The sequence below is a fragment of the Streptomyces sp. NPDC059649 genome, assembly GCF_042734445.1.
Classification (GTDB): domain Bacteria; phylum Actinomycetota; class Actinomycetes; order Streptomycetales; family Streptomycetaceae; genus Streptomyces.
Map to the genome: position 1 here is coordinate 525024 of NZ_JBHWDV010000002.1, position 19560 is coordinate 544583.

15 protein-coding genes and 1 pseudogene are annotated in these 19560 nt (G+C 71.2%); 9 read left to right on the plus strand and 7 right to left on the minus strand.

Annotation, left to right across the window (positions count from 1 at the left end; genetic code table 11):
- Nucleotides 1-21 precede the first annotated feature (21 nt).
- The 3 genes from ACFV1J_RS05170 (at nucleotide 22) to ACFV1J_RS05180 (ending at nucleotide 4492) form a co-directional block, all read left to right on the plus strand.
- Nucleotides 22-3669 (plus strand): hypothetical protein, encoded by a 3648-nt coding sequence (locus ACFV1J_RS05170; protein ID WP_385855849.1) that lies wholly within the window; start codon nucleotides 22-24, stop codon nucleotides 3667-3669.
- Nucleotides 3670-3738: 69 nt separating this feature from the next.
- Nucleotides 3739-3960, plus strand: coding sequence for a DUF3574 domain-containing protein (locus ACFV1J_RS05175; protein WP_385855850.1), 222 nt, complete (start codon nucleotides 3739-3741; stop codon nucleotides 3958-3960).
- Nucleotides 3961-4180: 220 nt separating this feature from the next.
- Nucleotides 4181-4492: a hypothetical protein gene (locus ACFV1J_RS05180; RefSeq protein WP_385855851.1), complete on the plus strand. Its 312-nt coding sequence runs from the start codon at nucleotides 4181-4183 to the stop codon at nucleotides 4490-4492.
- A 100-nt stretch (nucleotides 4493-4592) separates the two neighbouring features.
- On the opposite strand, the gene ACFV1J_RS05185 is transcribed toward ACFV1J_RS05180, so the two are convergent.
- The 5 genes from ACFV1J_RS05185 to ACFV1J_RS05205 form a co-directional block, all read right to left on the minus strand.
- A complete protein-coding gene (locus tag ACFV1J_RS05185) occupies nucleotides 4593-5066 on the minus strand; it encodes a carboxymuconolactone decarboxylase family protein (protein WP_385855852.1) in 474 nt (157 codons plus the stop codon).
- Nucleotides 5067-5275: 209 nt separating this feature from the next.
- Nucleotides 5276-7369 (minus strand): protein kinase, encoded by a 2094-nt coding sequence (locus ACFV1J_RS05190; RefSeq protein WP_385855853.1) that lies wholly within the window; start codon nucleotides 7367-7369, stop codon nucleotides 5276-5278.
- A gap of 35 nt (nucleotides 7370-7404) precedes the next feature.
- Nucleotides 7405-9591 (minus strand): protein kinase, encoded by a 2187-nt coding sequence (locus tag ACFV1J_RS05195; protein WP_385855854.1) that lies wholly within the window; start codon nucleotides 9589-9591, stop codon nucleotides 7405-7407.
- A 3-nt stretch (nucleotides 9592-9594) separates the two neighbouring features.
- Entirely contained in the window at nucleotides 9595-10470 is an 876-nt protein-coding gene (locus tag ACFV1J_RS05200) for a serine/threonine protein kinase (RefSeq protein ID WP_385855855.1), read from the minus strand.
- Nucleotides 10471-10700: 230 nt separating this feature from the next.
- On the minus strand, nucleotides 10701-11111 hold the full coding sequence (locus ACFV1J_RS05205; protein ID WP_385855856.1) for a peptidoglycan-binding protein: 411 nt from the start codon (nucleotides 11109-11111) through the stop codon (nucleotides 10701-10703).
- Between the two features lie 628 nt (nucleotides 11112-11739).
- Between ACFV1J_RS05205 and ACFV1J_RS05210 the strand changes: the two genes are divergently transcribed.
- The 3 genes from ACFV1J_RS05210 to ACFV1J_RS05220 all read left to right on the plus strand — a co-directional run bounded on the left by ACFV1J_RS05210 (nucleotide 11740) and on the right by ACFV1J_RS05220 (nucleotide 14076).
- On the plus strand, nucleotides 11740-12309 hold the full coding sequence (locus tag ACFV1J_RS05210) for a DinB family protein (RefSeq protein ID WP_385855857.1): 570 nt from the start codon (nucleotides 11740-11742) through the stop codon (nucleotides 12307-12309).
- 43 nt (nucleotides 12310-12352) lie between these two features.
- Entirely contained in the window at nucleotides 12353-13198 is an 846-nt protein-coding gene (locus ACFV1J_RS05215; RefSeq protein WP_385855858.1) for an SDR family oxidoreductase, read from the plus strand.
- 236 nt (nucleotides 13199-13434) lie between these two features.
- Nucleotides 13435-14076, plus strand: coding sequence for a hypothetical protein (locus ACFV1J_RS05220; protein WP_385855859.1), 642 nt, complete (start codon nucleotides 13435-13437; stop codon nucleotides 14074-14076).
- A 185-nt stretch (nucleotides 14077-14261) separates the two neighbouring features.
- Here ACFV1J_RS05220 and ACFV1J_RS05225 read toward each other — a convergent pair.
- Nucleotides 14262-14471 (minus strand): annotated as a pseudogene (locus ACFV1J_RS05225) (epimerase); the annotation flags it as partial.
- Nucleotides 14472-14566: 95 nt separating this feature from the next.
- Between ACFV1J_RS05225 and ACFV1J_RS05230 the strand changes: the two are divergent.
- From ACFV1J_RS05230 to ACFV1J_RS05240, 3 genes are all read left to right on the plus strand, one after another.
- On the plus strand, nucleotides 14567-14782 hold the full coding sequence (locus ACFV1J_RS05230) for a TetR-like C-terminal domain-containing protein (protein ID WP_385856006.1): 216 nt from the start codon (nucleotides 14567-14569) through the stop codon (nucleotides 14780-14782).
- Nucleotides 14783-14919: 137 nt separating this feature from the next.
- On the plus strand, nucleotides 14920-15438 hold the full coding sequence (locus ACFV1J_RS05235; RefSeq protein WP_385855860.1) for a hypothetical protein: 519 nt from the start codon (nucleotides 14920-14922) through the stop codon (nucleotides 15436-15438).
- Nucleotides 15439-15527: 89 nt separating this feature from the next.
- Nucleotides 15528-18365, plus strand: coding sequence for a M48 family metalloprotease (locus ACFV1J_RS05240; RefSeq protein WP_385855861.1), 2838 nt, complete (start codon nucleotides 15528-15530; stop codon nucleotides 18363-18365).
- 119 nt (nucleotides 18366-18484) lie between these two features.
- On the opposite strand, the gene ACFV1J_RS05245 is transcribed toward ACFV1J_RS05240, so the two are convergent.
- On the minus strand, nucleotides 18485-19522 hold the full coding sequence (locus ACFV1J_RS05245) for a D-alanine--D-alanine ligase (protein ID WP_385855862.1): 1038 nt from the start codon (nucleotides 19520-19522) through the stop codon (nucleotides 18485-18487).
- Nucleotides 19523-19560 lie beyond the last annotated feature (38 nt).

Consider the following 19560-nt stretch of genomic DNA (forward strand, 5'->3'; position numbering starts at 1 on the left):
GCGAAGTCGATGGGGGGAACCATGGACATCGCACTTCCGACCGACGACACCGACGACACCGACGACACCGGCGGCCCGGCCCGCTGCTGTGTGTTTCTCTCCGACAATAGGACCGGCGGCCCCATTTCCGGGGCGTTGGCCTTTCTCGAAGCCCATCTGACCGTTTCCGAAGAAGCCTCCGGGGGCGAGGTGGGGGCTGCCGGGGCTGCCGCCCGCACCGGGAATACGGTCCGCATTCCGCTGGGGCTGCTCGGCAGTGACCACGCCGGGTACCTCTCGTGGGATTTGGCGCCGCTGTGGCGGCAGGCCCTGCAACTGGCCGAGCGGCCCGACGGCTCCACCGCCGAGGTACGGCTCGCCCATGTGTGGCTGTACCTGGGCGGTCCGCTGCAGAGCGCGGTGGACGTCCTGGCTGAGGCCGATGAGCAGGCGCAGGCACTGGTCCTGCGGCTCGGCGTGGATCACGGTGGTGTCTTCACCGGATCGACCACCGGCTTCCCCGCGATGCAGTCGCCCTCGCTCCTCGACTGGTATCTCTCGCCGGGCTCCTTCGCGTACGTACCGGCCGAACTCATCGGGCAGGACGGCTGCGAGACCCTGCTGCCGTCCAATGTGGCCACCCAGCAGTATCAGGTGCACCAGATCGTGACCGTCCCGGATCTCCTGGCGCGCCTGGACTACGGCGCGCAGTACACGACCCGGCCGGGGGAGGGCGGCACCACCTCGGACGGCTCCGGGCGCTCCAAGGGCTCCGAGGGTTCCGATGGCTCCCAGGGTTCCGACGGTTCCGAGGGTTCCGACGGCTCCCACGGCTTTGCCGGATTTCCGGTGCCCATCGCCCTGGTCATCAGCTACGAGGTCACCTGGATTCCGGTGGGACACGGGCTCGGCCAGGTCACCTACAGCCTCCCGCTGGCTCCTGGAGAGCAGGTTCAGCTCGCGGTCGTGGACTGGTCGCGTACCTCAACCGACAGCCGGCTGGAGGACATTGCGCTCACGGACGACCTTGAGCATGCCCTCACCCGTGACCGGACGGTCGACGAGGTGGTCAAGGGCGCCGTCAACGAGTGGCAGCGCGGCGGCTCGGTGATGACCGGCGCGGCGGGAGCGGCGTCGATGGGCATGTTCGGCGGTTCCGCCGCGATCGGCGGCGGCTATGCCACGACGTCCGGCGACCGCAGCGTATCGGCGGACACCGTACAGAACTTGCACGACCAGATCCGCCAGCACTCCACCTCCGTACGCGATATGCGCAGCACGGTGGTCGTGCAGTCCCGGCAGGCGGAGAACTCCACCGCGCAGACCCGGACCGTACGCAACCACAATCACGCGCATGCGATGACCCTGCTCTACTATGAGGTGTTGCGGCACTTCCGGGTGCTCGTCGAGCGCGGCCGGGTGCGCCCGGCCGTCCTGCTGCCGGCCGCGTCCCCGAACCTCGACGACGAGCTGGTCATCGTCCGCTACCGCCGCCTGCTGCAGGCCGGGCTGCTCGATCCGCAACTGGCCGGCGGATTCGACGCGGTGGAGAAGTACGCCGCCTGGCGGGAACTCCAGCCCGAGGTGCCGGTGCCGCCCGATCCGGGCAGCGTGGAGTTCATCCTGTTCCAGTTCCGCTTCACCATCGGCGATCTGTCCAACTTCCAGGACCGGGTGCCCACGACGGTCACGCTCACCCAACGAGCCTCGGACGGCGGCCAGAAGGTCACGAATCTGATCCGTCCGCAGCACAGTGACTGGGACCCGGACCCGACCCATCTGCAGAATCCCGGCGACTTCCAGCACACCCACGCGTCGGTCGACCTCGCCGGTGTTCCCCGGCCCGACGAACGCGTCAACTGGCGTGATCTGCGGACCATTTCGGTGACCCTCACCCCTCCGCACACCGAGGGCAGGAACGACGACGTCGCCGTGGAACACCTGGTCGTCACGGCCGTGGACACCGCGGGCAACACCCACCTCCTGGTCGACGAGCCCAGCGGAAAGCTGTTCCAGAAGCCGTCCACGACCTGGTCGCTGGCGGCCCGCCAGGCGCCGGAGCCCGCCCCCGCGCCGACCCCGTTCCAACGCCTCAGCGATGAGGAGAACCTGCTGCGGATCCGGCTGCGCAGACACCTGGTGCAGAACCGCGAGCACTACTACCGGCTGATCCGGCTCGGCGAGGACCCCAACGCCCGGTGGACCGAACTCGCGGGCAGCAGCCTCACCGTCGGCGGCACCACACGCCCGCTGTTCCAGGCCGTCGAGAACCGCGCCCTGGAAGTGCTCGGCGATTCCACGGCCTTCCCGCTCGACCCCGCCCTGTTCGACGACGCGGGGGAGGGGCAGCTACGGCTTCCCGAGGTGGCTCCGGCCCGCAGCGAGCAGCTGGTCAGCCTGCCCACCCGTGGGGTGTTCGCCGAGGCCAAACTCGGCCACTGCAATTCCGCGGAGGTCATCGACAACACCCGGTTCTGGGACTGGCAGAAGTCCCCCGATCCGGACAGTGCCCCGCAGATCGCTCCGGTGTCCACGGGGAGCCGGGACGTGGTGGTCTCCACGACGCCCTCGGGGCTGCCCGCGTCGGCGGTCACCATCGTCCAGCCGCCGCAGGCCCCCGATCCCGTGGGCATGGCGGCGGCCCTCCAACTCCTCGGCAAGGGCGACATCTTCCGCGACGAGTCGATGCAGAAGGAGATCGCGGCCCTGCTGACCTCACTGGCGAGCAACGCGGCCGGGCTCGCGGGCAAGAACCCCGGCACACCAGGCACCCCAGGCACGCCGGGCACCGGCCCGACGCCGGGCACGGGCACTCCCGGCACGGGAACCGGCCCCGGCACTCCGACCGGCGGCGGCACCGGGACCCCGGGCGGCGGTACGCCGGGCGGAGGCACCGGCACCGGCACCGGAGGCACCACGCCCCCGGGAACCGGTGGCACGCCCCCCACCCCGGGCGGCGGCACCCCGGGTACGCCAGGCCCCGGTACCCCACCCGGCCCCGGCGACGGCGGCTCCGGCACACCGAAGCCGCCCGCTCCGGCACCCCGTCCCACCCCGCGGCCGCCCGTCCCCATCGGCGCGGACAACCGGTCGTTCGTGTTCAGCTTCGCCCCGGTCAGTTTCGGCCCCAGCGAGGCGGACTGGGAGCGCGGCAGTTTCGCCATCGCGATCTTCCAGGACGGCAAGCCGGTGCTCAGTCAGGACAATGTGGTGCCCGCGGCGCCCAGCGTCATCCTCAACGGCAAGGTCACCCCGGACAAACCGCTGGACATCGTCGTCGACGGCTCGTCCACCCACTGGGTGACCTACCCCGCGATCTACTCCTCCGCCATGGCAGGCAACCCAGGCACCCTTGGCACGCCTCCCGGCATCCTGATCACCACCCACCTGGTCGGCAAACTGACGCTCGCCGGCCTGGACCCCCGGCAGCGCAGTTTCGTGTTCTCGATCCAACGGGACGTCAAGTTCACCTCGGTGACGTTGAGCGAGCAGCAGATCCGGCAACAGGGCCTGGAGAAGGTGGTGTCGGGGCAGATCAACGCCAGCTTCGACAAGGTCATCTCGTTCGGCGCGGGGCTCAGCTCGTCCGAGACGTCCTCGACCAGCACCGGAACGACCACCAACAAGACGGACACGGTGCCCGTCACGTTCTTCACCGGACTGATGTCCATCAACCCCGTCAAGAACTGAGTCGCGTCAACCCGGTCAGGACCGACAGCCGTGTCAGGGCCGAGGGAATGCGTCCCTCGGCCCTGCCCGGTGCTTGTCACCGGACGGAAGGAAGAGGACGCCTTCGGCCAATTCCGTGACACCCACGGGAAGATCGAGCGCGAGCGCTCGCACAAGGTCACCTTGCTCCCCCTGACGGATCAGGCCGGCCCGGTCAGCCGCAAAATCGAGGCGATCCGGGCCGAGTACACCAAGCTTTTCCGGCCGGAGTCAGTGGCCCGCATCGACGACCGCGAGCTCGTCGATTTCTGATCCCGTTTACGGCCTGCCAGTGCGGCTCAGCCCCTATGCTGTCACCTCGCGATGACTCTATGTGTTGACCATTGGGGGGACTGGGACTGTGAAGAGGGCAGCGTTAGCACTGCTTGCCTGTGGGCTCGGCTCTGTGCTGTTGGTGGGGTGTGGCGGTGACACAGAGGTAGAACAGTCGTCGGCCGATATCGCCGATGCGGTCAGGGACCTGCAAGGCGCCATGAAGAAGGAGTCGGCCGCCGCCAAAGCAGGCGACGCACGTGAGGAGACCGAGAACGTACAGCGGGTCGCGCAGACCGATCACGAGCGACTCGTGAAGCTGGCGGAGCGAGCGCCGGCGGACACGCAGAACTTCGCCGATGCCGCCGAGACCTGGGCCAAGGCCGTGCTGACAGACCGCAGCGCCGTCGTGGCGGGGGCACGCGCGAACGCCGGCAAGGCCGCGACGCTCAACATCCGGCTGGCCGCCAAGCAACTGGACTCCGAGGCGGCCCGACTGGACATCACGCCGTGGAGCAAGCTCGACCAATAGTGACCGGGACACCCGGCAGGGCGTACGGCACGGGGGCCGGCGTGGTGTGCTGCGGCGGCCGCCGGGGGTCGAAAGCCCCCGGCGGCCAGGCACTCCTGAGTTATGCGAACTGGCCCGGCTGGTAGTCGCCGGCGGGCTGTTGGACGATGACGTTCATGCGGTTGAAGGCGTTGATGAGGGCGATCGCGCACACCAGGGCGGCGAGCTGGTCCTCGTCGTAGTGCTTGGCGGCATTCGCCCACGCCTCGTCGCTGACCCCGCCGGCCGCATCGGCGATACGTGTTCCCTGCTCCGTGATCTCCAGGGCAGCACGCTCGGCCTCGGTGAACACCGTGGCCTCCCGCCAGGCCGCGACCAGGTTCAGGCGGACGGCGGTCTCCCCGGCGTGCGCGGCGTCCTTGGTGTGCATGTCGGTGCAGAACCCGCAGCCATTGATCTGACTGGCGCGCAGCTTCACCAGTTCCTGCGTCGCCGCCGGCAGTCTCGAGTCCGCGAGCACCTTGCCCGCGGCGATGATGTGCTTCCCGAACTTGGCCGCGACCGGGCTGGTGAAGAGGTTCAACCGGGCTTCCATGGTGCGCTCCTGTGTCGTGGTTGACGGTGACACCCCTTGGACGGAACAGCCCCCGCACGTTGTGACACGACGGAATGTGATGCGCATCTCCTGTCGCACCCGGTGCGGAACCGCGACGGTCGGTAGTCGCCGCCGATGGGTTCTTCTCCCAGCAACGGTGGTTCTTCCCGCATCCGCCTGTGCAGCGTCAGACCATCCCGGGCAGTCGCCTAATACACCGACAGCGCCAGCAACGTCGTGCCGTTGAGGACGAAGAGGCGGTTGCCGCTGGCGGCGGTGGAGCGGGACCGGCTACCGGCGAGGGCGTACGTCTGGGGCTGGCCCTCTCCGGAGCGGGGGAGGCCGCTCACCCCTGTCTCGTCGCTCTCCACGACCCAGACGCTGTTCCCCTGCACGACCGGTGGCCGCCATGGCGGGGCCACGCCCGCGATCATCACCGGGGAGGCTGCCTGGCTGCCGTCGGCACGCACCGAACGCAGCGCATCGCAGTCCAGTGCGTAGACCACGCCGCCGGCCACGGTGGGCGGGCCCCACCCGTAGACGCCCCGCCTGGGCGGCCGCAGCGGGTCCAGGGCCCACAGCTCGCGACCGCCGGCGGCCTCCACCGCCGCCAGGCTGCGGCCGCCGAGGTAGACGGTGGTGCCGTCGACGGCGGGCCGTAGTGGTCCTTCGGCCTGTCCCTTGCGGACCCAAGCACGGGCCCCGTCCTCCGCACGGACGGCGGCCACGTCGCCCTTCTCCGTACAGAGCACCAGTCGGCCGGCGCCGAGGGCCGCGACGGGATGGCCGCCCGGCAGCGGCAGCGGTGGCCGCCGGGTCCACCGCACCTTCCCGTCGGTCCCCACGCAGCGCAGCCGGCCGTCGGAGGTCAGCAGATAGACCGCGTGGGCGTCCGCGGCCAGCAGGGCCCCCACCTCCGCGTCCACCGTCCACCGCGGGGAACCGGTGGCGGCCACCCAGGTGCGCAGCGTCCCCTTGCGGTCGGCGGTGGCCACCAGCCGGTCCCCGATCGACAGATAACCGGCCTCCGCCTTCGCGTCGCCGATCCGCCACCGCTCCCGGCCGTCGGTGACCCGGCGCGCCGCGATGCCGCCCCCGGAGGCCGCGAAGACCACCACATCGCGTACCGGCAGCGGGGCCGGCGACCCGGCGTCGGCCACGCCCTGGAGGGGCCCCCACAGCGGCTTCGGGGTGCCCTCGGCGGAGCCGAGCGGCGCGGCCCGCACCTTCGCGGCCGGCGGGATGTCGAAGGGGTCGGACGGGGTGTCGCCCCCGTCATCACGGGTGAGCCACCAGGCCGTACCGCCGCCCGCCGCCAGCAGCGCCGCACCGCCGGCGGCCGCGACCAGCAGCCGGCGCCGGGGGAGGCCGGGGGCCCCGCCGGTGGCACCCCCGGGTTCGGTGGCCGCGATGGTCGGACGGGCCGTCAGCCGGCGTGCCGCCGCTTCCCGTTGCCGGATCTCCGAGCCCAACTGGCCCGACTTCCACAGCCGTTCCGGCTGGGGTGGGGCCGCGGCGGCCTCGGCGACCTGGGCGGGCAGCGGGCGGGCCGCCGGGTCCTTGGAGAAGCAGGGCGTGACGAGGTACCGCAAGCCCTCCGGAACGGCTGCCAGGTCGGGGTCGCCGTGCACGACCTCGTAGAGCACCGCCGTGATCTCGGCGCCGGTGTACGCCGGCCGGCCACTCGCGGCGAAGGCGAGGACGGCGCCGAGGGAGAAGACGTCGGCGGCCGGACCGACGCGCTGCCCGAGGACCTGCTCCGGCGCGCCGTAGCCGGGGGTGACCGGAATCTGCCCGGTCCGGGTGAGGGTCAGGCCGTGCTCGGGACGGGCGATACCGAAGTCGATCAGACGGGGGCCGCGCGAGGTGAGGACGACGTTGGGGGGCTTCACGTCCCGGTGGACCAGCCCCGTGGCGTGCACGTCCTGGAGCGTACGGGCCAGTGACCGCGCCAACTCCCGTACGGCGGGCTCGTCGAGCGGCCCGAAGCGCTCGACGGCGTCGTCCAGCGTCGGGCCGGCCAGGAATTCCGTGGCGATCCACGGCCTGCCGCCCTCCAGTTCGGCGGCCAGTACCCGCGCCACGCCCTCACTGGTCACCGCCTGCGCGGTCCGCGCCTCCCGGAGGAAACGGTCGGCCAGGTGCCCGTCGTGGGCGAGTTCCGGCAGCAGGACCTTGACCGCGGCGGGGCGTCCGGAGGCGTCCGCACCGAAGTACACCTTGCCCATGCCGCCCTCGCCGAGGACGCCGTGCAGGCGGTAGGGGCCCAGGCGCAGCGGATCTCCCTGGCCGAGGGGTTTCACAGGCGGTCGTCTCCTGGATCGGAACGGGCGGGGCGTCAGGCGAGCGGGAGGGCGATGGTCCGCTTCTCCTGGCGGACGTACAGGTGGCCGCCCTTGGGGTCGGCGGACAGGACGAGGGGCGTGGCCTCGTACGTCCAGACGGCCCGGCGGGTGCGCAGGTCGATGGCGCGGAGGCCCTTGTCGTCGGCGCAGTACGCGTAGCGCTTTCCGACCGCCGGGGTCACGTCCCGGTTGTTCTTCCTGCCGGACAGCCCCTTCTCCTGCCAGCTCAGCGTGCCGGAGAGGGCGTCGACGGCGATCAGTCCCTGGTCCGCCCTGGTGCAGTAGAGGACTCCGTCCTGGACGATCGGCGCGCCGTACTGCCGCTCCTGGCCCGCGCTGCCGCCGCGGTCCCGCCCGTTCTCGAAGAGCCATTCCAGACCGCCGTCGGACAGCCGGCGGGCGGTGAGGCTCTCGGCGCCCAGGTAGAGGTTCCGGTCGTCGGTGACCAGCCGGGACGGCGGGGTGGTGCCCGCGAACGTCTCGGACATCTCCCAGAGTTGACGGCCGTGACCCTTGTCGTGGGCGGAGAGGCGGATGAACTTCGAGTCCTCGCTCGGGCTGCCGCACAGCACCACCCGGGACCCCACCACGGAACCGGACAGCACCGGCGGGAATCCCTGGGACTGGGGCCCCTCCACCGGGCTGCGCCAACGTTCCTTGCCCGACTTCAGGTCGGCCGCGACCAGGTACCAGCGTCCGCCGGAAGCGGCCCGGGCCACCAGGTACGCGATGCCGTCGACCACGCACAGCAGCTGGTTGTACTGGTTCTTGCCGGTGAACGCGGAGAGCTCCACCAGGGGCTTGCCCAGTTCGCCGTTGATCTGCGAGACCTCGCACACCGCCAGCGCCGCCGCCTCCTCGGTGTGCCCCCGCAAGGCGTACAGCCTGGTTCCGTCGGTGGCCGACCGCCAGGTCTCGGCGACGTTCGACTGCCAAGTGTCCTGGCCCGACTCGGCGTTGACACCGCACAGCACGATCCCCGCGCGCATGGCGAGGTTCCGGCCCACCCGCATCACCTCGCCCCCGGAGTCGGGGCACCGGATGGTGGTGCTCCACAGCTGGGTCGGGGGCTTCGGCCGGTCGACGGCGTCCTTCTTCTTGCCGCCGCCCCCGTCGTCACCGGAGCCCGCGAGCAGGGCCCAGCCACCGCCGCCGAGGATGCCGCCGCCCAGGAGGGCGCCGCCGGCCACGGTCAGCAGCCGCCGCCGCGAGACGCCCGGTGCGGGGGCGGCCTCGGCCCGCGGCACCTCGGTGGGCACCGGCGGCGGCAAACGGTGCGGCGGCTCGCGCCACACCTCGTCGCTGCGCCGGGCGATCTCCCGCAGCACCGCGTCGGGCAGCAGGGCCGCGAAACCGCCGCGGTCGCCCGGGGCAGCCACCGCGCCGCCCAGCGCGGTGCGCAGCTCGGTGGTGGACGGGCGGTGCGCGGGATCCTTGGCCAGGCAACGGACGAGCAGCGGGCGCAGCGACTCGGGCACCCCGCCGAGGTCCGGCTCGCCGAACCGGACGCGGTACAGCAGGTCGGTCGGCGCCCCACCGCCGAACGGACCGACGCCGGTGGCGGCGAAGACCAGCACCCCGGCCAGGGCGAACACATCGCCCGCCGCGGCGTGTTCCAGGCCCGACGCCTGCTCGGGCGACATGAACGCCGGCGTTCCCACAGCACTGCCGACGCTCGTCAGGTGCTCGTCACCGAAGGCCCGGGCGATGCCGAAGTCGATGATCCGCGGGCCCTGCGCGGTCACCAGGATGTTGGACGGCTTCAGGTCGCGGTGCACCACCTCCGACCGGTGCAGCTGCTCCAACCCGTCGGCGAGGGCCGCACCGAGGGCGCGCACGGCCGGCTCGGGCAGTGGCCCGCCCGCCTCGACGGCGTCGTCCAGCGGCGGGCCGAGGACGTACTCCGTCGCCAGCCACGGAGTCGGTGCCTGGGGATCGGCGTCGACGACCGCCGCACCATGATCGGAACCGATGACGCGGGCCGCGTCCGTCTCCAGCCGGAAGCGGGTCCGCAACGTGGTGTCCGCGGAGAGACGGGCGTGCAGCGTCTTCACCGCGACCGTGCGTCCGCCCGCGGAACGGCCCAGGTAGACGGTGCCCATACCGCCTCCGCCGAGGCGGGCGAGGATCCGGAACGGCCCGACGGTGTGCGGGTCGTCATGCAGAAGGGGGGAGATCATGGCTCAGCTCCCTTGGGTGGGGAGTGCGGCGGCGAGGACCTCCGCCGACTGACGGGACAACGCCTCGACGACCCGGCCGGGCAGCGACACCGGTTCCGTGGACCCGGTCAGCGCGCCGTACGCCGCGCCCGGCAGCAACTCCGCGAGCACCCTTGCCGGTTCGGGCCGGCCGTGCGGGTCGCGTGAGCGGCAGGCCGTGATGAGGTCCCGCAGGCTCGCGGGGATCTCCTGCCGCTCCGGCACGGTGTGCCCGGTCGCCGCGTACGCCAGCACGGCACCCAGCGCGTAGACGTCAGCGGCCCGGTCCGCCGGCCCGCCCGCCGCCAGTTCGGGCGCCAGGCAGCCGGTCTCCAGTCCAATTGTCTGCGTGGGCGAGGCGGCCCCTGCCACCGGGTTCGCGCGGGTCGCACCGAAGCAGCCCAGCAGCGGCCCGCAGGCGGTCAGCAGCACGCCCGCCGGGCAGACACCGCCGTGCACGATGCCCAGGACATGGGCCGAGGCCAGGGCTTCGGCCAGCGTGCCGCCGAGCATACGGACCACCGGTTCCGGCAGCGGGCCGCCGTACGCGGCCAGGACGGCGGGCAACGGCAGCGCGGGCCGGTACGGGGAGGCGTACCACGGAAAGGCCGGCGTCCCCCCGAGCTGGCCGACCGGCCAGAACCCGGGTTGGGTCAGCCGGGCCGCCTGCTGCGCCTCGGCCGCCCACCGCGCCGGGTCACCGCCGGGCGACGGCAGACACACCAACACGGTCTGCCTGCCGTCAGCACTACGGGCCAGATAGCGGCGCTCGGGAACACCCCGGCTGCCGTCGGCGTCGAGACGCGCCAACGCCACAAATTCCCCGATCCGCGCAGGATCGTCCTGCCGCAGCCTCTCCACTCGATACTCCCCCGTCAGGCTCGTTTCGGACGTGAGCCTATATACGGCCGGGCCGGAGTCCGGAAGGGGGGCCGCCTCCGAAGCGACGGCCGCCAGGCACCGTCCGAAGTGCGCGTTTTTGCCCGGCCGCACCGGGTCGCGTCACGCCTGCCGCGCGCAGCGATCAGCAGGCCGGCCGGGGCCACCACCATCCGGGCGGCGAGACACCTGAGGGCGGCCGTCGGGGAAGCTCAGGCCACCGGTGACTGGCAGCTGCACTTGACCTGGCAGGTGAACTTCTGGGTGCCCCCGCGCCAGCAGAAGCACTTTTCGGTCTTCAGCGTGTCCCCCTGCGCGCAGTCGGCCGTGGCCTTGCAGTCCGCCTTGGCGGCCTCGCACGCCTCCTTGAGGGAGTTCCCATCGCCTTGGCCGGAGACGAGACCGGAACTGGCGTCCGCCAGCACCATCTGTCCGTCCTGGTCGCCGCCCTGGGTTGCCTGGAAGGCATTGATCGCCCCGATGGTGGCGGGCCCCACGAGGCCGTCCACGGAGATCAGCGGAAGGCCGTTGTCGGCCCGGAAGTCATTGAGGAACTCCTGGACCTCTCGGACATCATCCGGCTGATTGTCACCGTTGACGCCGACCGAACGCACGAATGCCATGGAAACTCCTGGATATACTCGGACAAAACCCTCGCCTCAGGGTAGCGAAGCCAGTCGCCTCGGTAGTCGCTCCGGCCACGTGTCTCGGAAAAGGGGAGAGCAGGCGCATTGCTCCTCTGACGGCCGTCCGGCCCCGCCGAGGCAGTGACTGAGAGTCTTCGGTGGGGGTCAGGTGCCGGTCGAGGCGCGTGCGGTGCTCCTCCGCAAGTCAGCCTCAGGTACGGCCAGTTACCGGAAGGGAGTGTTGGACGGGCACTTCCCGCCACGTACAACAGCGGGTGCCCGTACTCTCTGCGCGGCCTCGTTCCGAACCGGGGTGGACCGAGGCGCCGCCCACCGTCGAGCCGTAGCACGCTTCCAGATGGGGATGGGCTGACATGCGCCGAGCAGGGAGCGGTTGGTCGGCAGAGCGAAGGTGAGGCAACGGCGCCGCCCGTCCGCCGCGTTGGTGAGCTCTCCTCGGACCACGACATCACATGAGGTTGTGTCGGGTCGGCGGCAGGAAGGCGGAACCGGCCTGGCCTGCTGCAGGGCTTCATTACCCCAGACCGGCACCTCATCCTGATGCCACCGTGGCGTGGGCCGGGCAGCGAAACTCAGTAGCGTGCCGGGGCCGTCGCGGACGAACATGCCACGCATGAGTGACCAACCCGCGCGATGGAGCCAGGCAACCGTCTACCCCGACATGTGGTCCGATCCGGACGACGACCCCCGCAACAGCGCAGGTCCCAGTCCGGACGGCGAACGTGCGACGCTGCAGGACTTCCTGACGAACTACCGCATGACCCTGCGGATGAAGTGCGAGGGTCTGAATGCGGAGCAATTGGCCCGTCGGTCGGTTCCGCCGTCGACGATGTCGCTGCTCGGCCTGGTGCGGCACCTCGCCGAGGTGGAACGGGGCTGGCGCAATTGGATCAGCGACGCTGACCCGCTGCCGAAGCTCTACGGCGAACGGGACGCGGACTTCGACGGAGCCGTCGGCGAGCCGGCCGTGGTCGAGGCCGCGTACGCCGATCTGGAGCGTGAGCAGGCCGCGACCGACGCCGCGCTGGCAGAACACCCGGACCTGGGCGAGCGCGTGGGGAAGGACCGGACCGCCGTCCGGGAACTGATGGTGCACCGGATCGACGAGTACGCCCGTCACTGCGGGCACGCCGACCTGTTGCGCGAGCGCATCGACGGACGAGTGGGCCAGTGACCAGGAGCCTGGCCCACTCACTGCTACTGCCTCGGAGGCAAAGATGATTCTGGTGACCGGCGCGAGTGGGAATGTCGGAACGGCCCTTCTCGCTCGTCTTTCCGCCGACGGCGTGGCCGCACGTGCGGCCTACCGCGATCCCCGCGCCACGGCTCGGGTGATCAAGTCGGGCGGACAGGCAGTGACGCTCGATCTGGCCAAACCGGACACGCTCGGGCCCGCACTGGAGGGCATCGACTCCCTCTTCCTGCTCGGAGCGACGAGCCCGGACCAGACGACGCACGAACTCAACATGGTGGAAGCCGCCCGTGCGGCGGGAGTTCGGGTGGTCAAGCTGTCGGTCTGGCGGGCCGACGAAGGGCTCTCGCCGATCGCCGAGCTGCATCGGCCCGTCGAACAGGCACTGGTCGCATCCGGCCTCCCGTGGACGGTCCTGCGCCCCAACTTCTATCTGCAGAACTTCCTGAATCAGCCGTCCATCCGCGAGGCCGGCGAGTTCACCCTGCCACTGATCAACGCACCCATAAGCTTCATCGACGTCGGCGATATCGCCGCTGTCGCTGCGCGGGTACTCACCTCCGACGGCCACGACGGCTGCGTCCATGACCTCACCGGACCCGAGGCACTGACCTACGCCGAAGCCGCGGAAACGTTTTCCGAGGTCCTCGGCAAGCCGGTGCGCTATGTGGGCCTGCCCGACGACGAAGCGCGCGCGGCAATGCTGAGCCGCGGGCTGCCCGAGTTCTACGCCGATGCGCTGATCGATGTCGCCCGTTCCTACCGCAACGGCGGCGCCGAGAAGGTCACTTCAACCGTGGCGGATCTCACCGGTCGTGAGCCCCTCGGATTTGCCGACTTCGTGCGCCGGAACCGCCACTTCTTCGGTTGATCAGGTTCCCGTCGATCGGCAGCCCATTGGAGAGGCAAGGCATGCTTACGTGGATTCTGGCGATACTCATTCCGGTCGGTCTGATCGCCCTGGGTGCTGGGGCCTTCGTGCTCTGGGCGCGCGTGGGAACGGATCGGCCGGTGGAACATCACAGTTCGATGCCGAGCAAATCATCGGACGGTGACTGGGGCGGCGGTTGGTGAGAAGGGACTCGGTCGGTGAGACGGGAGTCGGTCGTGGACGCGTTTCTGTTGGGCTTCGGCTTTCTGACCGTCTTCGTCGCTGTGGTCGTGCTCATGCGTATCGCGCTGCGCCCCCATCGCGGCACGGACGCGATGGTGCGGCGGCCCGACTGGCGCACTCTCTTGCGCCCCAACCATGTATCGGCCTCCGGAATGCGGGCGTTGAGGCGTCTCGCGCGGGAGTACGAGGAGGGGACGCCGGCGCATCGCACGCTGAGGGATTTGGTTGCCCGACGTGAGTGGGCCGGTGGCCCGAGGACGGAACCCAGGCCGCGGGAAGTTGGTGCGGATGTCCGATGGGACGGCTGGATGGAAATCCTGGGGCGCAGTGACCGCCTCGCGCGGAAGTGCGTCCGGGAGGTGCAATGCTATGTCGGCAGCGGCGACTTCCCCTTCGGCGGATGGGAGACCATTCCCCCTGGCCAGAAGCAGACGGCCGAGTGGGCCAAAAAGTTGGAACCTTCCCCGCGCACGGTGGCCTTCGAGCTGATCAACCTGGGCTGGAAGCCGTGGGGAGCCAGGCGTTTCGTCGACCCGCGGACCCGTGCCCCCGTTGTTCAATACCGCAACGGTACGTTGCGGATAGCCGATGTGTGGCCGCGTCCGGAAGGGGGCGAGTCGGACCGGCAGCCTTGAGGCCGGGATGCCGCCCGGCCGTCCGGCTCAAGCTGTGGCATGCCGACCGGCGCCGGCGCGGCAGCCTCCTCTCGGCCATCCGGCACGCACCCCGCCGACCCCACCCCGCCGGCTCGGCCGCCGCCCGGCCGCCCAGGCCCCGGGCGGCGGCCCGCTGAAGCCGCCGGCGTCGCTCAGTAACCGATTCAGTAACCGATGGTGAAGCGGCGTTGGACGAAGCGGGGTAGTTCCGCCTCGTCGATGAGGGCCACGGCGGCGTCTTCCGCGGAGATGCGGCTGCGTCCGTCCGCGTCGAGGACCGGCTGGTCGCCGCCGATGCGGAACCGGCCCGTGCGCTCGCCGGGAGCGATGTTCTCCGCCGGGCTGAAGCAGGTCCACAGACGGTTGGACGTGCGTCACCGGTCTCGCCGGACTCGCGGACGCCGCCTGGCCGCACGCCGAACACCTCTATGCGGGCAGCGACTTCGACTGGGCCGACTTCGACGCAGGCCTGCTCGGCAAGGTCCGCCCGGCATACCCCGACCTCCCTCCGGCCGCCGTGGCGCTCGCCCTGCGTATCTGGGGCCGCCTGCACGGTCTGGTGTCACTGGAGGTCTACGGACATCTGCGCACCCAGACCATCAGCCCGGACAAGCTCTTCCAGGAAGAACTGGCCGCGCTGCTGCGGTCCTTGGACATGGACATCGCCGCACCCGGCAAGGTGTAGGCGCCGCCATACGTCGGCCGGGTGCCGCCGACCCGGCGTGGATGTCCCTGCAGACGGGCAGCGTGTCTGCCAACTACATTGAGTACGTGCGGAGTTGACGCGTGGGCCGTTGATCACGACGTGCGGAGGTGGCGCCGGTGAGTGGGGACGTACGGGGTGTGGTGTCCGACATCGTTGCCCAGCAGGCGCCCGAGGAGCTGCCGCTGGTCGACGGTCTGGCGCGGCTCGATCATGAGGAAGCGGTACGGCTGCTCAAGCGCCGCAACACCAGCGCGCCGCTCGGCTTCGGTCTCGCCGAGACCGCCGCGGTGATCACGCCGGTGGTGTGGCTCGCGGTGGACGAGGTCTGCCGCGCCTCCGCCAGGACGCTGGTCGGTGGCGTCCTGGCGGGGCTCGGCGCCAGGCTGCGCCGACTGCTGCGGACGCCGCCGGCGCCGCCGCCCGAAGTGCCCGCGCTCACCGCTGACCAGTTGCCCGCCGTACACCGTCGGGTGTGCGAGGGGGCGGCGCGGGCCGGGCTGGAGGAGGCTGCCGCGGAGGTGCTCGCCGACCGCGTGGTGGCGCGCCTTGCCCTTCCACAGGCCGTTACGCCGGTGGCGTCCGCCGCGGCCGGGCCGGACGGCGACGCCGGGCCGGGACCCGGGAGGGCGTCCTGAGCGCCGGCGGCGCGCCGCCCGTACCGGGCGGCGCCCCACCGGCACCGGTCGACGCCCGGCACGGTCGGATCGACCCACGGGTCCTGCCGATGGGCACCACCCTGCGCTTCGCACTCTTGGTGTTCGTGATGGTGGTGGCGACCCTCCAGATGGTCAACGGCATGTTCGCGCTGGCGCCTTGGGACGACAAGGCGATCCTGTGCAAGTTCGCGGCGGGCTTCGATCCGAACGGCCGGATGGTCGACGCGATGCGGCTCGACGTCCGAGGACTTGAGGAACTCAAGGACTGTGTGCCCGCGGGTGCCGTGGTCACCGAACTGCCTGGTGTTCTCGGCGCCGTACTGGTGCTGCTGTCAGCCGCCGTGCTGTACGTCTGGCTGCCCCGCTGGAAGGCCAGGCGCGGTCGCGTGATCACCGTCGACGAGGCGGACCCCACCGGGGAATTGCGGGCCGAGCTGATGCGACTGGTGGCCACCGCGCGGCTGCGTACCGTACCGGCCTTCGTGGTGGACCCCGCCTCCTTCGACGCCGGTGCCGAGGCGTTCGGCCGGGCCGGGCGGCACACGGTCTGTCTGCACGCCGGGCTACTGGCCGCGCGTCGCGGCAGCGCCGACGGCCGGGCCGGATTCCACGCCGTCGTGCTGCACGAGCTGGCCCACCTCCGCAACCGGGACGTGGACCTCGCCTATGCCGTCACGGCGCTGTGGCGGGTCTTCGTGGCACTGGTCGTCGTGCCGTACACGGTGCTGTACGGCGGCAGCTTCATCGCCGCGCAGTTCTTCGGCGCGTTCTACGGGGCCGACGAGGTGTTCTGGCCCGCCGGGCGGGCCGGTGTGCTGCGGTCCGTGGCCAGCGCGTTGTTCATGGTGCTCCTCGTGGTGCTGGCCCGCGCCGACACCCTGCGCCACCGTGAGCTGTACGCCGACGCGGACGCCGTCGCCCTGGGGGCCGAGCACGGGGTCTGGGAACGCGCCCGGGACCGCGGAACGCGTCTCCTGCTCCCCAAGTACGTGCAGCCGGCGTGGAGTTGGCTGACGGCCCTGTGGAGCACCCATCCTTCCTGGGCCGTGCGCAGACGGTCGCTGGCCGATCCGGCGGCGCTGTTCTCCCTGGGCGCGGAGCAGATGTTCCTGACCGGCTGGTCCGTCCTGGTCTCCGCACACACTCTGTCCGGCCTATGGGGCACCACGGCGGCGACCTGGCTAACCGCCGTGCCCGCCGGGGCACTTGTCGCCGTCGCCGCTTGGCGGTCGCTCGCCTATGCCGAGCACAGCGGTCTACCCGGGCCAGACGGGCTGCGCTCCGGCCTCGCGCTGGGGCTCGGTCTGGCCTGCGGTGAGCTGATGACCGGTATCACCAGCGGCGCCGGATGGCTGCCGGAGCACCCCGCGGTCTTCTTGGTACTGCCGGCCGGTGCCGTGCTGTTCACCCTGTGGACCGTCGCCTGCGCGCGGCTACGGCTGCGGACGCTGGGCGGAACCTCGTTGCGTACCGCGGTCTGGCTGCCCCTGCTGGCCTCCTGCCTGCTGGCCGCGGCCGGGCTGAACTGGTGGCTGCGGTTCGGCTTTCTGTACCTGGCGGGCGACATCCTCACCCACGGTGGCCTGCAGCAGGAGGTGATCCGGGCGTTTCCCGGGCCGTGGAGCGAGCACACGGCGGAGCTCGACTGGTTCACCCCCACCATGCCGCAGGCGTCGATGCTGGGCACGAACCCACTGTTCCTCGGCGCGACGACGGTCCTGTGGGCATACCCCCTGGTCCTCTGGCTGTGGCGGACCCGGGTGTACGGCCAGGCCGGCGGGCTGCGGTCGGCCGTGACGGCCGGGATCCTCGGCGGTGTCGGCTGTCTGGCGGGGGTGGCCGTGGTCATGGCCCGTATGCACACCTGGCAGCCGCCGCTCGGCGCACCCAACGGCGCGTTCTCGATCCTGTACCTGTGGTGGGCGGCCACCGCGATCTGGGCGGGGGTGGCACTGACCGGTGCGGTGGTGGCGATCACCGCCCGGCACCGGCGGCTGCTGCGTGCGCTCGTCGCGGCGGGGGTGGCCCAATCCCTCGCCGTGGTGGGACAGTTCGCGCTCGGTTCGGTGGACGGTTGTCTGGGGCCGCTGCGGACCCTGGGCCACAGCTGCCACCTGCTGCCCTCCGCGAGCTGGTTCTTCTCCCAGTCCCTGGCCGGCCTGGTGCTGTCTTCCGTGCTCGGCGCGGCTCTGCTGGCCGTGGTGGTGAGAGGCGCGGTCGGCATCCTGCACCTACGGACCGCGGCGAGCCGGCCCCGCTCGACTCCCGCCACGCCCTCGCCACCCGCGTCGCCTTCCCGTCCTCGCTCCGTGGCCGCCCTGAGCGGCCTGGCCCTGCTGATCGCCGTCGCCGCGTTCGGGCCGGTGGCGGTCGCCAGTCAGCAGTCCGCGGCAGCACAGACACCGTCCGTCATGAGCCCACCACCACCGCCCAGAGCGTCCGAACGCATCAGAGCCTTCCAACTGCTGGCCTGGTTCAAGGTGAGCGGGCAACACAGCATCCTCCAACTGACCGCGGATTACGGGAAGTTCCGCAAGCAGCTCGACGAAATGGTGGCGGTGGCGAAGTCCCGTCCCCGCGAGATGGTCCGCTTCGACTCGAAACGGCTCCGCACGACCTGTGCCGCGCTGCACAAGGACGCGACCGCCGCGCGCCGTCTTGCGATCCCGGACCTCGACCTGCAGGGCCCCTGGTCGTCCTGGCTCAAGACGACCGTCGAGGCAAGCCGGCGCTGCGTCGACCTGGTGGACAGCAACCGCAACAACGCGGGCGAGAACGACGCCATGCTCAACGGACTGTTCCAGGGCTACAGGCAGGCGACCAAGGCGGTCGGACCGGTCGTCCGCCAGGTCGAGGCCGCCGCCCGCGTCTGGCCCCAGTGGGTCCACATCAAGGGCAGCCAATGACCGCATCCGGCAGGCCCACCGGCCCACAGGCACACCGGCCCCAAGCCCACCAAGGCTCACCGGCCCACATCCCCACCGGCCCATGAGGCCCGGATACCCGCACTTCGAGGCATCCGTCCTCAGCGCGTCGAGAGGTCCATGAGGCGCTGGATCAGCTCGGGGTAGGACCAGTCGGCACCGGTCGCCGCGCGCGGCAGCAGGCTCGTCGCGGTCAGGCCCGGGAGCGCGTTCACTTCGATGCACCTCGGCTCGCCGCTCGCGTCACAGCGAAAGTCGGTACGGGAGTACGCGTCGCCGCCGAACCCCAGAGCATGATGCGCACGCAGGGCCAACTCCTGCAGACGAGCGGCGAACGCGTCCGGTACCGGTGCCGGGCACACTTCGCTGACCGCCCCCGGCTGATACTTGGACGTGTAGTCGAACACCGATGTCGTCAGCTCGATCTCGACCACGGGGAGCACCTGGTCACCGACGACGGCCACGGTGAACTCCCGCCCGGACAGGAACGGTTCCACCATCAGCTCCACCTCACCGGAGCGCATCTCGGCCGCGAGCTGGGTCAGCTGCGGGAGGGAGTCGACGTAGTGGACGGACACACTGGACCCGTCCGCAACCGGCTTGACCACCACCGGCCCGGCCGTCAGCAGCCGTCTCACGGCCTCCGGCACCCCGTTCGCGGTGGGCCCCCACAGCACCCGTTCGGCCACCGGGACGCCTGTCGCACCCAGGACCGCCTGTGCCCGCCCCTTGTGCCAGGCCGCCGCACATGCCGCGCTGCCCGCGCCGGTGAACCGCACGCCCGCCATTTCCAACAGCGCCTGCACATGCCCGTCCTCGCCCCAGCCGCCGTGCAGCGCCAGGAACACCAACTCCGCCTCGCGCAGCAGCTCCAGGACCGGACCGCCGGTCAAGGCGGCGTGCATGCGCCGCCTCAACTGCTGCCGGGCTGCCGGGGAAGGTGGTTCCTTACCCACCGCGAACCCGTCGATCGCGTCACCGGGTCGTAGCGGCCCGGCCAGGACCGGGACCGCAGCGGCCGGGTCGACCAGTACCACCTCGTGTCCCCGGTCGAGCAGGGCCCCGGCGACCGAGCGGCCCGAGGCCAGGGAGACGTCGCGCTCCGAGCTCTCCCCGCCACACAAGATCACCACACGCATGCCTGACTCATCTCCCCTCTCCGGCCCGGCTCGCCTCG

Coding starts and splice junctions, on each gene's coding strand:
- ACFV1J_RS05215 (WP_385855858.1), top strand. CDS start 12,353: ATGATTCTGGTGACCGGCGCGAGTGGGAATGTCGGAACGGCCCTTCTC.
- ACFV1J_RS05195 (WP_385855854.1), bottom strand. CDS start 9,591: ATGATCTCCCCCCTTCTGCATGACGACCCGCACACCGTCGGGCCGTTC.
- ACFV1J_RS05170 (WP_385855849.1), top strand. CDS start 22: ATGGACATCGCACTTCCGACCGACGACACCGACGACACCGACGACACC.
- ACFV1J_RS05180 (WP_385855851.1), top strand. CDS start 4,181: ATGAAGAAGGAGTCGGCCGCCGCCAAAGCAGGCGACGCACGTGAGGAG.
- ACFV1J_RS05185 (WP_385855852.1), bottom strand. CDS start 5,066: ATGGAAGCCCGGTTGAACCTCTTCACCAGCCCGGTCGCGGCCAAGTTC.
- ACFV1J_RS05245 (WP_385855862.1), bottom strand. CDS start 19,522: ATGCGTGTGGTGATCTTGTGTGGCGGGGAGAGCTCGGAGCGCGACGTC.
- ACFV1J_RS05205 (WP_385855856.1), bottom strand. CDS start 11,111: ATGGCATTCGTGCGTTCGGTCGGCGTCAACGGTGACAATCAGCCGGAT.
- ACFV1J_RS05210 (WP_385855857.1), top strand. CDS start 11,740: ATGCCACGCATGAGTGACCAACCCGCGCGATGGAGCCAGGCAACCGTC.
- ACFV1J_RS05240 (WP_385855861.1), top strand. CDS start 15,528: ATGGGCACCACCCTGCGCTTCGCACTCTTGGTGTTCGTGATGGTGGTG.